General features: G+C 49.5%; 12 protein-coding genes. 8 read left to right on the top strand and 4 right to left on the bottom strand.

The window, feature by feature from the left end:
- Positions 1–73: 73 nt before the first annotated feature.
- Entirely contained in the window at positions 74–1,192 is a 1,119-nt protein-coding gene (gene gcvT / locus AC6R0R_RS02110; protein ID WP_500625533.1) for a glycine cleavage system aminomethyltransferase GcvT, read from the bottom strand.
- Positions 1,193–1,451: 259 nt separating this feature from the next.
- Positions 1,452–2,075 (bottom strand): helix-turn-helix domain-containing protein, encoded by a 624-nt coding sequence (locus tag AC6R0R_RS02105; protein ID WP_334551502.1) that lies wholly within the window; start codon positions 2,073–2,075, stop codon positions 1,452–1,454.
- A 321-nt stretch (positions 2,076–2,396) separates the two neighbouring features.
- Here AC6R0R_RS02105 and AC6R0R_RS02100 point away from each other — a divergent pair, with 321 nt between their 5' ends.
- The 8 genes from AC6R0R_RS02100 (at position 2,397) to AC6R0R_RS02065 (ending at position 12,917) form a co-directional block, all read left to right on the top strand.
- The gene (locus AC6R0R_RS02100) at positions 2,397–3,692 is read left to right on the top strand and encodes a serine hydroxymethyltransferase (RefSeq protein ID WP_500625532.1); all 1,296 of its coding nucleotides are present in this window, start codon (positions 2,397–2,399) and stop codon (positions 3,690–3,692) included.
- Between the two features lie 34 nt (positions 3,693–3,726).
- A complete protein-coding gene (gene gcvH / locus AC6R0R_RS02095) occupies positions 3,727–4,107 on the top strand; it encodes a glycine cleavage system protein GcvH (protein ID WP_334551500.1) in 381 nt (126 codons plus the stop codon).
- A gap of 86 nt (positions 4,108–4,193) precedes the next feature.
- A complete protein-coding gene (gene gcvP / locus AC6R0R_RS02090; RefSeq protein WP_500625531.1) occupies positions 4,194–7,064 on the top strand; it encodes an aminomethyl-transferring glycine dehydrogenase in 2,871 nt (956 codons plus the stop codon).
- Between the two features lie 456 nt (positions 7,065–7,520).
- A complete protein-coding gene (locus AC6R0R_RS02085) occupies positions 7,521–7,655 on the top strand; it encodes a hypothetical protein (RefSeq protein WP_500625529.1) in 135 nt (44 codons plus the stop codon).
- A 3-nt stretch (positions 7,656–7,658) separates the two neighbouring features.
- A complete protein-coding gene (locus AC6R0R_RS02080; protein WP_500625528.1) occupies positions 7,659–8,138 on the top strand; it encodes a hypothetical protein in 480 nt (159 codons plus the stop codon).
- 2 nt (positions 8,139–8,140) lie between these two features.
- The gene (locus AC6R0R_RS02075) at positions 8,141–8,485 is read left to right on the top strand and encodes a hypothetical protein (protein ID WP_500625527.1); all 345 of its coding nucleotides are present in this window, start codon (positions 8,141–8,143) and stop codon (positions 8,483–8,485) included.
- A gap of 376 nt (positions 8,486–8,861) precedes the next feature.
- Entirely contained in the window at positions 8,862–9,665 is an 804-nt protein-coding gene (locus AC6R0R_RS02070) for a polysaccharide lyase family 20 protein (RefSeq protein ID WP_500625526.1), read from the top strand.
- 495 nt (positions 9,666–10,160) lie between these two features.
- The gene (locus tag AC6R0R_RS02065) at positions 10,161–12,917 is read left to right on the top strand and encodes a cation-translocating P-type ATPase (protein ID WP_500625525.1); all 2,757 of its coding nucleotides are present in this window, start codon (positions 10,161–10,163) and stop codon (positions 12,915–12,917) included.
- Positions 12,918–13,015: 98 nt separating this feature from the next.
- On the opposite strand, the gene AC6R0R_RS02060 is transcribed toward AC6R0R_RS02065, so the two are convergent.
- Positions 13,016–13,489: a GNAT family N-acetyltransferase gene (locus AC6R0R_RS02060; RefSeq protein WP_500625524.1), complete on the bottom strand. Its 474-nt coding sequence runs from the start codon at positions 13,487–13,489 to the stop codon at positions 13,016–13,018.
- On the bottom strand, positions 13,486–14,112 hold the full coding sequence (locus tag AC6R0R_RS02055; RefSeq protein WP_500625523.1) for a DsbA family protein: 627 nt from the start codon (positions 14,110–14,112) through the stop codon (positions 13,486–13,488). Before AC6R0R_RS02055 ends, AC6R0R_RS02060 begins: the two co-directional genes overlap by 4 nt.
- Positions 14,113–14,181: the final 69 nt, after the last annotated feature.

Here is a 14,181-nt window from a genome sequence, read left to right as displayed (position 1 = left end):
TCTACCCAATTATTGATACAAAAAAACCTCTCCGCAGAGAGGTTTATTCACAATGTCTATCATTTAACCATGATCAACCGCGATAGTATCTCTGCGGTACAAACGGCATTTTTTCTACTGTCATGGGCAGTTTTTTACCACGAACCTCGGCAAACAGAGTGGTGCCGATGCTGGCTAGATCGGCGCGGACATACGCCATAGAGACGGGCTTGCCGGCATTCGGGCCTGCGGTTCCGCTGGTGACGATGCCGATTTTGTTGTCTGATTCATCAAATAACTCAGTGCCTTCACGAACCGGCGCTTTGGTTTGACCCACAAGACCGACGCGCTTGCGCGAGACATCTTTCGATTCAATTTGACCAAGAATAATGTCGGCTCCTGGGAAGCCCCCTTCTCGCTCGCCGCCGATGCGTCGCACTTTCTGGATGCCCCAAAGCAAACTAGCCTCAACCGGTGTCGTGGTCGGGTCAAGATCATGGCCGTATAGGCATAGACCACACTCTAAGCGCAAAGAATCGCGCGCGCCTAGGCCAATCCATTCTACCTCCTCTTCCGCCGTTAAACGGGTCGCCAACTCCTGCGCGTGTGAGTTCGGCACCGAGATTTCAAATCCGTCTTCGCCAGTGTAGCCGCTTCGGCTGATCACGCACTCCACACCCAATAAGTTGAGGCGTTTGACATCCATAAAGACCATATTCGCTACATCAGGGTTGAATCTTGCCAATACGTCCACCGCTTGCGGGCCTTGAATCGCAAGTAAGGCGCGATCTTCAATCACCTCCAGCTCCACACCCGATGGCAGATGGGCTTGCAAGTGATCGATGTCTTGCTGTTTGCATGCTGCATTAACTACGACAAACAAGTGATCGCCTAAATTGGCCACCATTAAGTCATCCATAATGCCGCCGTTGTCGTTGGTAAAAAACGCGTAGCGCTGATTGCCTACAGGCAAATCAATGATATCGACAGGAACCAAAGACTCAAGGAAGGCCGCAGCCCCTTCACCATGCAATCGCAATTGTCCCATGTGGGACACATCAAAAAGTCCGGCAGCGTCTCGGGTATGAAGATGCTCTTTCTTAACGCCGAGTTTGTATTGCACAGGCATATCATAGCCAGCGAACGGCACCATCTTTGCGCCCGCTTCAACATGCAGAGTATGAAGAGGGGTTTTCAGTAATTCTTGAGTCATTGTTGTCTCCATGTGATCCGGTCCGTTTTCCTTGAGAGGAAACCTTGTTTCCAATAATAAACACGACGATGGCGAGAATGCACCCTAAATAAGAGCGGGAGAGGTGAAAGTGTGACATTTAACATTAAATTCACAACAAGGCATCATCAATAAAAACGCCGCCTTGAGCAAGATTCGATCAAAGCGGCGTTATTCTACGCATAAACAACACAAAAGCAAACGTTTGCTTTCACTATAAGAAATTTACATTTGATTCACGTTATTTGGCAGTCACCCACAAAATATGCGCGTCTTGCTCACTGGTTGAGATCAACATGTGGCCCATATTGGCGTCATAATAGACGCTGTCACCTACCGTCAACTCAATCGGTTCATAAAACTCTGAGTAGAACCGAACCGTGCCCGATAAGATCAATAGAAACTCTTCACCATCATGACGAACCCAGTCACTGTACTCTTCAAAACGCCTTGCGTGGACGCGGCTTTTGAAAGGCATCATCTTTTTATTGGACAATTGAGTAGCCAGCAATTCGTGTTCATACGTCTGCGTGGGGTGCGGTTTGCCGTGCCCAACTCGCGTGACATCTCTTCGCCCTGTTGCGACCTTTTTTCTAGGCGGTTCAAAGAGTTGTGGCATATCTATCGCCAACCCCGATGCCAACTTTTGCATCGCTTGGAAAGTTGGTGATATTTGCTCGTTCTCAATTTTACTGAGCGTTGAACGCGCGAGCCCAGTGCGTTGACTGGCTTCCTCAAGCGTGATGCCTAACTTGCTACGAATCTCTTTGATGCGCTCGCCTAACTTAAGCGGCTCGATGTTTTGATCACCCGCTTCCTTCGCTAGGGTGATGGACGGGTACTCATCGTAGATATCTTCTGACATGTTTCCCTCAGTCATACTTTCTTCACTTCCTATTTGGATTTCATTGTGCCCCAAGGTCGTACAACTGGAAAGGTGAGGATAGGAAATATAGTGTGCACTCGTTAACAAAAACCGCAAGCGTGTTTCCAATAGGAAATTTTTGGTTGATTGTTGATGCAACTCCCGCTATGTTACCAACTTGTTAGTTGTCGAGATGCATTTTTACCCCAGTGTTTCGCGCCATTTTTGCGACCAAGTTGGGTTTTCCCCTCTCTTTTCGGGGCATGGATTTACACAAAATTTAGTCAGCACGCTGACGACTCAATTGGAAGGTCATCGACTATGAACAACACCTATCACAATCATCGCTTAGAGAATTTTTTCTCAACTCAACTCAGTGCCACCGACGATGCCGTCTTTGCCGGTATCCAAGCGGAGCTGTCTCGACAAAACGAACAGATCGAGTTGATCGCTTCAGAAAACATTGTGTCAAAAGCGGTGATGCAGGCTCAAGGCACCTGTCTAACCAACAAATACGCAGAAGGTTACCCAGGTCGCCGCTACTACGGTGGCTGTGAGCATGTCGATACGGTCGAGGCCATCGCTATCGAACGCGCTAAAAAACTTTTTCAGTGTGAATACGCAAACGTTCAACCTCACTCTGGCGCACAAGCAAACGGCGCCGTCATGCTCGCACTGCTGCAACCGGGCGATACCATTTTAGGCATGTCTCTTGATGCAGGCGGCCACCTCACACACGGCGCAAAACCTGCGCTATCGGGTAAATGGTTCAACGCAGTGCAATATGGGGTGGATCGCGACACACTCGAAATCAATTACGACGATGTCCGAGCACTGGCAAAAGCGCATCAACCGAAGCTTATCATCGCCGGTGGCAGCGCCATTCCTCGTACGATTGATTTTGCCCAGTTTCGCGCGATTGCTGACGAAGTCGGCGCTTTACTAATGGTAGACATGGCACACATCGCCGGTCTTATCGCTACTGGCGCGCACCCAAGCCCTCTTCCCTATGCTGATGTCGTCACCACAACGACGCACAAAACCCTACGCGGCCCACGTGGTGGCATGATTTTGACCAATGATGAAACCATCATCAAAAAGATTAACTCTGCCGTGTTCCCAGGGCTGCAAGGCGGACCGTTGATGCATGTTATTGCAGCGAAAGCGGTGGCGTTTGGTGAAGCACTCGGGCCAGAGTTTAAGACTTATATCAATTCGGTGATCAGCAACGCAAAAGTTCTTGCCGAGGTATTGCAAACTCGCGGGTGTGACATTGTGACAGGCGGAACGGACACGCATTTGATGCTCGTCGACCTAAGGCCAAAAGGGTTAAAGGGTAACAAAGCAGAAGAAGCGCTTGAGCGTGCCGGGATCACATGTAACAAAAATGGCATCCCATTCGATTCTGAGAAGCCTATGATTACATCGGGCATTCGATTGGGAACGCCTGCGGGAACCAGCCGCGGCTTTGGCGCTGAAGAATTCAAACTTATCGGACAATGGATTGGTGATGTTCTGGACGGGTTAGTCGATAACCCTGAAGGAAACACAGAAGTAGAGCAACGCGTTCGCAAAGAAGTGAAAGCCTTGTGTCATCGCTTCCCACTGTACCAATAATCAATTTTATCTTAGTTATTTTGGAGATTAAGCAATGGACAAAACACTGAAGTTTGCAGATAGCCATGAGTGGGTACGTGACAACGGTGATGGCACTGTAACTATCGGTATTTCTGAGCACGCTCAAGAAATGCTTGGCGACGTGGTCTTCGTCGACCTACCGGAAGTAGAAGACGAGATTGAAGCCGGCGACAGTTTCTCGTTGGTTGAATCGGTTAAGGCCGCTTCTGATATTTACGCGCCGATCACCGGTGAAATCATCGAAATCAACGAAGAGCTCGAAGACAGCCCAGAGCTAATCAACGAAGAACCGTATGAAGGCGGCTGGATCGTCAAAGTGAAGATGTCTGATCCTTCTGAGCTAAATGACCTAAAAGACGCCGAAGAATACCTAAACTCAATCGAAGACGAGTAATAAGCACAACAGCAAAGCTGCCCCCAATTTGGGAGGCAGCTTTTTTTCACGGTTCGCTCAGCGAACTTTGGAGCAGGTAAAGGACAATGACTGAATTACTTCAAAGCCTCAGCACACAAAATGAGTTCGTTGCTCGCCACAACGGCCCAAACACACAAGACCAACAAGCCATGTTGGCGGCCATCAATGCCACCAGTTTAGATGCTCTGATTGAGGAAACGGTGCCGCCGCAGATTCGTCTTGAGCAGCCACTAAGCTTGGCCCCAGCCAAGAGCGAAGCGGATATGCTGAGCGCTATGCGCCAGTTCGCCGATCAAAACCAAGTCAAACGCACCTTCATTGGTCAAGGCTACTACAACACCTTCACGCCCAACGTGATTCTGCGTAACGTGATGGAAAACCCAGGTTGGTACACGGCCTACACGCCCTATCAGCCGGAAATCTCACAAGGCCGTTTGGAATCTCTGCTCAACTTCCAACAGATGGTGATGGATCTAACCGCAATGGACATCGCGAACGCCTCCCTTCTGGATGAAGCAACTGCAGCAGCAGAAGCGATGACGCTGTGTAAACGCGCCGGCAAGAGCAAGAGCAACGTCTTTTTTGTTGCCGATGATGTGCACCCTCAAACGATTGAAGTCGTCAAAACGCGTGCAAAATACATCGGCTTTGATGTCACCATAGGGTCATTGGACTCTCTCCCAGAACAAGACGTATTCGGTGCCTTGGTTCAATACCCTGGTACCACAGGCGAAGTGCGCGATTTGAGCGACGTGATCGCCAAAGCGCAAGCCAACAAAACACTGGTTGCGGTTGCGACCGACCTACTCGCGTGCGCACTGCTTAAGCCCGCGGGCGAAATGGGCGCAGACGTGGTGATTGGTTCAGCGCAACGTTTTGGCGTACCTATGGGTTACGGCGGCCCACACGCAGCGTTTATGGCGACGCGTGACAAACACAAGCGCACCATGCCAGGACGCGTGATTGGCGTATCGATTGATGCCAACGGCAACCAAGCCCTGCGTATGGCGATGCAAACCCGTGAGCAACATATCCGCCGCGAAAAAGCGACATCGAACATCTGTACCGCGCAAGCACTGCTGGCCAATATGGCGTCGTTCTACGCGGTTTACCACGGTGCGGAAGGTCTACGTACCATCGCACGCCGCACGCATCACATGACAGCGATTTTAGCCGCTGGCCTGACCAAATCTGGCTTCGAACTGGCGCACAACAGCTTCTTCGATACCATCACCATCAACTCAGGCAGCCAAACAGAGGCGCTGTATGCTAAAGCACAAGCGGCAGACATCAACCTACGCCTGATCGCAGATAAAGCGCAACTGGGCGTGAGTTTTGATGAAACCACCACCACTGATGACATCGCCGCACTATTTGACGTGTTTGGTGTGAAAGAAGAGATCAACGGACTGTCATCAGAAATCAGTGGCAATGAGTTCGCCGCGATTCCTGAAACGCTACGCCGCACGTCAGCGTATCTAACGCACCCAGTCTTCAACACGCATCACAGTGAAACGCAGATGATGCGTTACCTCAAGCAACTTGAGAACAAAGACTTCTCATTGACACACGGCATGATCCCGCTCGGCAGCTGTACCATGAAGCTCAACGCCGCAGCCGAGATGATTCCTGTCACTTGGCCTGAGTTCGGCGCTCTTCACCCGTTCGCGCCACTAGAGCAAGCCGCAGGCTACGTGGCATTGGCGAAAGATCTGAAAGAGAAGCTGTGTGAAATCACGGGTTATGATGATTTTTCATTGCAGCCTAACTCTGGTGCATCGGGTGAGTATGCGGGTCTGATTGCTATCCAGCGTTACCATGAGAGCCGTGGCGAAGGTCACCGCAATGTGTGTCTCATCCCAAGCTCAGCGCACGGCACCAACCCGGCGACAGCCTCAATGGTGTCGATGAAAGTCGTGGTGGTGAAGTGTGATGAAGACGGCAACATCGATTTAACCGATCTTACCGAAAAAATTGAAAAGCACGCTGACAACCTCTCTAGCATCATGATCACCTACCCTTCCACACACGGCGTGTACGAAGAGCAAGTGAAGCAGGTGTGTGAAATCGTGCATGCGGCGGGTGGCCAAGTCTACCTAGACGGTGCCAACATGAACGCGCAGGTAGGTTTGACCTCACCGGGCTTGATTGGCTCTGACGTTTCTCACCTCAACCTACACAAAACCTTCTGTATCCCACATGGTGGCGGTGGCCCGGGTATGGGACCAATTGGTGTGAAATCACATCTCGCGCCTTTCTTGCCGGGACACATTGAAAACGGTGTTGAAGGTAAAGAGTTTGCCGTCTCTGCGGCGGATCTTGGCAGTGCATCTATCCTACCTATCTCTTGGGCGTACATCGCAATGATGGGCGAAGCTGGCCTCACTGAAGCGACCAAGGTGGCGATTTTGAACGCCAACTATGTGATGGAGCGCCTGCGCCCTCACTACCCTGTGCTTTATCGCGGTAAGAACGGCCGAGTAGCGCATGAGTGCATCATCGACATCCGCCCGCTAAAAGAAGAGATCGGCATCAGTGAAGAAGACATCGCGAAGCGTTTGATGGACTACGGTTTCCACGCGCCTACCATGTCATTCCCCGTTGCCGGCACCTTGATGGTTGAACCAACGGAGTCTGAAGATCTGGCTGAGTTGGATCGTTTCTGCGATGCGATGATCGCCATCCGCGAAGAGATGAACGCCGTTAAAGAAGGCGCTTGGCCACTCGACAACAACCCACTGGTCAACGCACCGCACACACAGGTGGATTTGGCGAGCGAACACTGGGATCGCCCATACTCACGCGAAGTGGGTTGCTTCCCATCCAGCGCGACTAAGCAATGGAAGTACTGGCCAACCGTCAACCGTGTCGACAACGTCTACGGTGACCGCAACTTGATCTGCTCTTGCCCGAGTATTGAGAGTTATGAAGGGTAAGTGAGGTAGGTCGAACAATCCGACTTTTGGTAAGTTGTTTAATGTAAATCAAAAGCGAACCGAGTAAGGTTCGCTTTTTTATTGGTTCAAAGTCCGTAAATTTACGTGAAATTGTGATTTGCTTGGGAGCAAACAATTGGACAAAACCTTCTTAGATCAATAACTTAAATTAGAAAGTTACGGATAACTTTTGGTATGGGAAAGTCACTTAATGAAGTGTTCAACTTCACTCGTACAGACCAGCGCTTGGGTTGTAAGCTATATCCATACTTGAGGCAAGGACACAAGCGGTTTTGTCGCAGTAAAAAAAGAAAGCGCCAACGATTAAGAATACAATTTCGATAAATAACAGATCGGCTTGGTTTCAATCATTGATGCATATCATCTAGTTTTTTGTCAATCGTACTTATAATCACAAAGTAACTACTGACTTAATACATGATACAAAGGTGATTTATGAATATCGTACATATTCGTGATAAAGCTCTGGTTACTCCGGAAATTTTTGAAGCTATGGAAGCCAAACTTAAACAACAATCCTTTGACCATATGACAAAAGCATTTGGTTTAACGAATCTCACAATTGAATAGGTGATGAGCTGCGGTGAAGGAGAAATTTTTAAGTTGGTTGCAAACAAATACAATGAACTTGGCCGCTCAGAAGAACCTACTCCTGTCGAAATCGAAGAGTCGTTCTTGGAGCTCGTGGCTCGATTCCGTGTAGTCGGAAATCGCAACATCTACGGTAATAACTGTACAGTGTTCACTCCACCATCCGGCTATCAATATAATGAAGAGGTTTCAAATACCTACTACTACATGTATGACAACGCTTTGGAAGGTTCGAAGCTGTTAACACTGTGGAGTACCTTCGTAGAGAAATCGGCAGGCTATGCAATTAAGGGTGGACCACTGAGTATGTTCCGCTGGATTAAAGAAGTTGCTGTTCCAGTAACGATTGAAGAATGGAAGCTCGAGCAAGCCGGTGATGAAGAAGTTCTAAACCCAACTCTTGTTTACTTAATTAATCAAAACAACCAATCGGCTCTAACAGTCGCTTACATCTTTGGCTAATCATGAGCAAAGTAACCATCGGTTTTATATGTATCACCTTTGCTGCCAGCTACTTCACCTACTCGAGTTATATCAGTAGTGAAAAACTGAAAATGGTAAACTCGGATATGGCTCTCAGTTACTTGGCGCACAATCAAAAATGGATTGAACAAACCGACCAGCTAAGAGCCATCAACCGAGGCCAGTTTACTGTTACTTCCGTAATCATTGGCAAGGTAGGAGCAGATTACATCTCCGATGGCAAAGTAGAAGACAAAGGGAACTCGATTTGCTATACCGCTCGTTATCAGTGGAATGATCAAACAAGAGAATACCCAACTCTTCTAGATGCCAACAAATGCTACTAAAGCACCTATCAAAAACGCTATGTTCCTTCTAGTTGCTGATTATTTTAAACTGAAGAGAACATAGCGTTTTGATTAGATTAAGTAGGTCATCACGTCACTACGACCTCGCTATTGATAAATTTAACTAGAGAATAATGGGGCAAATCCGAGCTAATAACACAAAACATGCGTTAACCAACAATCGCAACCACCCAACAAAAACGAGGAGCCCATCAGCTCCTCATCCTACCCATCCATCGCCCTACAGCAAATTAAACGCCAGTGTCCCAACAATGGCACAGGGCACAGACGCGTAGGCGATTTCAGCGATATACTTCTCGAACCATCTCATCGGTTTATTGGCCTCTTTTTCAGTGGTGGCAGGTCTGCGTTTATCATGAAGTTACTTTTACCCATTATTTTGGCGCCACTGTTGGTGGCGTGTGCTGAGCAATCGGTCGCTCACATGAGCTGCCCTGATATCAAACCCGATGATACCGCGCATCAATGGCACAGTCCGTTTGATGATTTGCAGGGTTGGGGAAGTCATTTTGGCTACCCGCACTCTGCGATGATAGTCCAAGATCCGATGGACTCAAGCAATAATGTACTGCGATTAGAATTGCGAGACGGCGATCAATTTCGTACGCGCTCTGGGTACGCCTATCGCGCGGAAGTGTACGAGCGCTATAAAGCACCGTTCAATCAGCCAATACACTATCGATTTAAAGTGCTGATCACTGACCAATGGCAATACGACGATGTGCGCGCGTTAATTGCGCAGTGGCATGCCACGCCAGATCGTCATTTGAATGAAATCAGCCGTAGCCCAAACCTTGGGATTGAACTGCGCAATGACCGCTTTTTGATTCGCTCCCAAACCAGTCAGCTAGCGGTCAATAGCGACAACAAACACGGCATGACGAGAACTCAGCACTACCTCAGCGCGCCTATCGAGAAGAATCGCTGGTATCAGTTTGATGTCAAGGTGAAGTGGACGCCTAACTCTGACGGCTACCTTGCCATTACTATCGATGACCAACCCGTGGTGAACCACCGCGGGCCAACCAGTTATGTCGATTGTCTCGGCCCCTATTTTAAAGCAGGCATTTACCGCGACCACAGCGCCAACACCTTTGCTCTGCTGTTGGATGACTACTCGCGTACCTTGATTGAGCAATCAAACACGGATTTGGAATAAGCCATATTCCAAATCTACGATCCTTATCTACTAAAATGCCGCTCAAACCGACTTTTCTATCATTAGTCGTTGCTCCTACGCGTTAAACCATGCTCAATCTTGAGCATGGTTTCGACGCAACTGCACGCATTAGAAGCCGTGCCATTGTGAAAGTTACTTTCACAATTCGGAAATTTGGAAGCCAAATTTCCGTTAAACTCATGTCTTATTTACACTTGCTTACACTAAACTGCGCCATTCCCTCAGCCAATCTCACTTGACCTGACCTGTATCATAGAAGTGCTCTACTCCACCTTTTTGCCTTTTGAAAGATAATTACAAGCCCATCCACTTTTTAGTAGGTTATTTATCTCTGCACGAGTTAATTGTCATTCAATATGACTTTACTTTCCCCCAGGAACACGCTTTTGCAGAGATCTTGATTTTCAGATTCAGCGATTTTTTCTATCAGTTGGTGATTTTACTGATATCGACTGAATCCAAACGGAGCAAACGATGACTAAAAAGTGGTTTACTGAGTCGGTTGACGCTACAAAAGAGGTGCTTGAAACCTCCATTGAGCAAGGCTTAACAGCGCAAGACGTCGCGAACCGACAATCACAATACGGTAAAAATGAACTGCAAGAGCAAGCCGGCAAATCCGCGCTAGAACTTTTCCTTCATCAGTTCAAAAACCCTCTAATCTTTATCCTCGGTATTGGCGCGATCGTGTCCTTTTTTACCGGACACCTCGTCGATGCCATTGCGATCACGGTGATCATCTTCATCAATGCCATCATCGCGTTTTGGCAAGAGTTCAAAGCGCAAAAAGGGATGGAAGCCCTGCGCGAGATGGCGGCGCCTACCGCACAAGTGAAACGTGACGGCCAGTGGATGGATATTCCGGCCAAAGAGATCGTGCCGGGAGATATCCTAAAAATCAGCACCGGTGACATTCTTGCCGCCGATGTACGCATTATCGAAGCCAACCGCTTGTCGATTGATGAAGCGGCGCTCACCGGTGAATCGGAACCTGTAGATAAGAAAGTCGAGGTGATCGATGATGCCACCGTTGGTCTTGGCGATCAGCGCAATATGGGCTTTATGACCACCATCGTCACTTCAGGTACTGGCTTAGGTATTGTGGTCAACACGGGTATGAAAACCGAAGTGGGCCACATTGCCGATATGATGGCGAACACCGAAGAGACCAAAACTCCAATGCAAGAGCGCATGGATACCATCGCAAAAATCTTGATGGTCGCCGCGCTCGCCGTCGTGGCTGTGGTGTGTGGTATTGGTCTCTATCACGGTATGCCGTGGCTTGAAATCCTTAACACGGGTATTTCACTTTCAGTCGCAGCGATTCCAGAAGGTCTGCCAACGGTTATCTCGATTGTATTGACCATGGGCTCCACGCAAATGGTGAAGAACAACGCACTGGCTAAACAGCTCTCTGCGATTGAGACGCTGGGCTCGACTACCGTGATCTGTTCAGACAAAACCGGCACGCTGACTCAAAACCAAATGCAGGTGATGAAAGCTTACGATGTGAGCGGCCGCTACTGGGAAGTGAGTGGTAAAGGCTTCAGCCCAGAAGGTGAATTCAAACCGCTCGGTCACCACATTGATGCCAAGCAAAGCCCAGAAATGATGAAAGGCTTAGTCGTCGCGACTCTGTGTAACGACGCGGAATACCTCAAAGATGGCGACCAATCCAAAGTACGCGGTAACCCAACCGAAGGCGCCTTGATCGTCGCAGCCGCCAAAGCAGGCCTAGAGCAATCTGAAATGCTCAGCACGGGCGGTTACTCTATTGTTGAAAAGTTCCCGTTCGATTCAGCGCGCAAAATGGCGTCGGTGATTGTTCGAAGCCCTGAAGGTAAGCACTTCCTCGCCATTAAAGGCGCACCCGATGTGGTATTGAACCACTCCGCTGGTTTTATGGTGGATGGTCAATATGTGTCTAAGTTACCAGTCAGCCAGACAGTCGGTAACGTTGCCCTTAACAACGATATTGCGGATCGCATCGTGAGTGATTACGAAGCGGCGATTCAAGATTTTGCCCACCAAGCACTGCGCACGTTGGCGGTCGGTTACAAAGAGTTAAGCGATGACGATCTCAAACGCGATCACAGCGAGCTTGAGCAAGAGGTCATTCTGCTAGGTCTTTACGGCATCATGGATCCACCGCGCCCTGAAGTGCGCGCGGCAGTAGACAGCTGTTTCGATGCAGGCGTTCGCACTGTGATGATCACCGGCGACCACGCATTGACCGCCGCCGCGATTGCACGTGAGATCGGCATTATTCGCAGCGAGAAAGACCGCGTCGTCACCGGTGCCGAGCTCGATGCGATGGACGATGACGAATTGCGCCGTATCTGCCCACAAGTGGCCGTGTTTGCTCGCGTGACGCCTGAGCACAAACTGCGCATCGTTCAAGCTCAGCAGTTCAACAATGAAGTTGCTGCGATGACAGGTGATGGCGTCAATGACGCTCCAGCCTTGCGCCGTGCTGACATCGGTGTTGCGATGGGAATCACAGGTACCTCGGTCGCCAAAGATTCCGGTGATTTGATTCTGCTGGATGACAACTTCAGCACCATAGTGAAAGCGGTGCGTCAAGGTCGCCAAATCTTCGATAACCTACGCAAGTTCATTCGCCAGGCGCTAACGGCGAACGTCGGTGAAGTATCGGTGATCCTATTTGCTTTCTTGATGATGGGACCAGAGGCGATTTTGCCGCTCACGCCATTGATGATCTTGTGGATTAACTTGGTTTCAGATGGCCTACCGGCACTGGCTCTGGGTGTTGATCCAGAAGAAAAAGATTTGATGGAACGCAAACCTCGCAAGCGTAACGAGAGCTTCTTCAGCGACCACTTAGGCACTCGCATTGTCACCCGTGGCTTGGCCCTTGGCGCAATGAGCTACTTAGCGTTTAACTGGGCGCTAGACAATGGTTTTAGTGCAAACTACGCACAAACTATGGCCTTTGCGATGCTGGTGTTTGCTCAGCTGTGGCACCTATTTGACTCGCGCTCATTCACCACCTTGTTCCGCAAGAACCCACTGACCAACAAGTCGCTGCTTGGTGCCGTTGCTATCTCAGCCACGCTGTCGCTTAGCGTCATCTATACCGGTATTGGTCAGCTGATCTTCAGCACTGAAGCCTTGCAAGGTGCTCACCTATTTGGCGTCATCATGGCCGCCTCTCTGCCTACCTTGATTCTGTCGGCGATTAAAGAAGTGACGAAGACCAAACTCGTCTAAGCCCTGCGCCGCCACTCAAACGGCTCGACCCTGTCTAGAGAAATTTAGGCACGGTCGAGCCGTTTTTTCTGGTACTTATCCCTTTTTAGACCAACGACTTAAGCATGAATGGTCGCTCTCATGATGTGTTGAGGGCCGGCAGAACCACCTAAATAGATCTTGCCAGTATCGACAAAGCCGCTTTTGAGATAGCAAGCTTGCGCGCCGGGATTTTTGCAGTTCACCGTGAGGTAAATCGTCTCAAACTGCGGATAGTTGGCGACGAGATACGGCATCAATGCGCGAATCGCTGCTTTACCATACCCTTTGCCTTGATGAGCGGCGTCGATGGCAAACGCTCGGAGTCCCATTGCGTGATCGGGACAAAAGTCGTAGCGGCGACGATAGGCGATATCGAGTTTGAAAAAGCCAACCACGTTATCACCGGCCAAAATTACATGCCGATGCGTGGTTGGGCAGTGATCGGAGAGAAACTCCTCGGCGGTCCCCGCAAACTTCACTTGCGCTTGGGGCAGCATGACCCCTCTTACGCCCTCAATGGTCTGTTTGCTGAGCGGCTCAATACGAATCATGATTGCCCCTCCAACACGGAGCGCACGAGCGTGACGGTATTGTGCGCATCACGATAATCCACGGCGATGGGATAGACGTGATCCTCAATGCGTAGTACCAAAGAAGGGAACCCGTTGGCGCCAATCTGGCGAGAAAAACGAATCTCATCCAGCAAAGACTGGTTGAGCTGCGCACTGCGATAGTCCTCTTCAAAGCGCGTCATATCCAACCCTACTTGGTTGGCAAGTCCAAGCAATACCTCATCATCACTGGGATTTTTCGCCTCAAGATAATAGGCGCGTTGAATCGCGTTGATCATCACCCATTCGGCGTCTTGCTTGCGCGCCGCCAACGCAGCGCGACATGCGGGGTACGTTGAGCGCCTTGGCGTGTTGCTGGTCCAAAAATCGTAGTTAAATGACGTGTCGAGCAAGTTTTCAATTTTGCGCCAGTAGGACGCAATTTGCTCTCGCATCGCCATGGGCATCGGCTCATCACTGTCTGGTGCTAAACCGCCAACCACGTACTGCACGCTAACCGTACCTGAGAGTTCCTGTTTGACTTGCTGCCATACGGGTTGATAGCCCCAACACCATGAGCACATCGGATCGTAAACATAATAGAGAATGGGCGCGCTTTGCATCTGAAGGTTCCTGAAATCCATATTCACCTTCAGTGTATCAGCCTCAGTGATGAATGCCTAAAAGGTATC

Source organism: Vibrio sp. R12-SW3-ISO1 (assembly GCF_059834005.1).
The sequence above is the reverse complement of the archived record's forward strand: the minus strand, read 5'-3'. Positions and strand labels throughout refer to the sequence as shown.

Bases quoted from the DNA above. Each gene is read 5' to 3' on its own strand.
- gcvT (WP_500625533.1), bottom strand. From the start codon at position 1,192: ATGACTCAAGAATTACTGAAAACCCCTCTTCATACTCTGCATGTTGAA.
- AC6R0R_RS02080 (WP_500625528.1), top strand. From the start codon at position 7,659: ATGAGCTGCGGTGAAGGAGAAATTTTTAAGTTGGTTGCAAACAAATAC.
- AC6R0R_RS02070 (WP_500625526.1), top strand. From the start codon at position 8,862: ATGAAGTTACTTTTACCCATTATTTTGGCGCCACTGTTGGTGGCGTGT.
- gcvP (WP_500625531.1), top strand. From the start codon at position 4,194: ATGACTGAATTACTTCAAAGCCTCAGCACACAAAATGAGTTCGTTGCT.
- gcvH (WP_334551500.1), top strand. From the start codon at position 3,727: ATGGACAAAACACTGAAGTTTGCAGATAGCCATGAGTGGGTACGTGAC.
- AC6R0R_RS02055 (WP_500625523.1), bottom strand. From the start codon at position 14,112: ATGCAAAGCGCGCCCATTCTCTATTATGTTTACGATCCGATGTGCTCA.
- AC6R0R_RS02075 (WP_500625527.1), top strand. From the start codon at position 8,141: ATGAGCAAAGTAACCATCGGTTTTATATGTATCACCTTTGCTGCCAGC.
- AC6R0R_RS02105 (WP_334551502.1), bottom strand. From the start codon at position 2,075: ATGTCAGAAGATATCTACGATGAGTACCCGTCCATCACCCTAGCGAAG.
- AC6R0R_RS02100 (WP_500625532.1), top strand. From the start codon at position 2,397: ATGAACAACACCTATCACAATCATCGCTTAGAGAATTTTTTCTCAACT.
- AC6R0R_RS02065 (WP_500625525.1), top strand. From the start codon at position 10,161: ATGACTAAAAAGTGGTTTACTGAGTCGGTTGACGCTACAAAAGAGGTG.
- AC6R0R_RS02060 (WP_500625524.1), bottom strand. From the start codon at position 13,489: ATGATTCGTATTGAGCCGCTCAGCAAACAGACCATTGAGGGCGTAAGA.
- AC6R0R_RS02085 (WP_500625529.1), top strand. From the start codon at position 7,521: ATGAATATCGTACATATTCGTGATAAAGCTCTGGTTACTCCGGAAATT.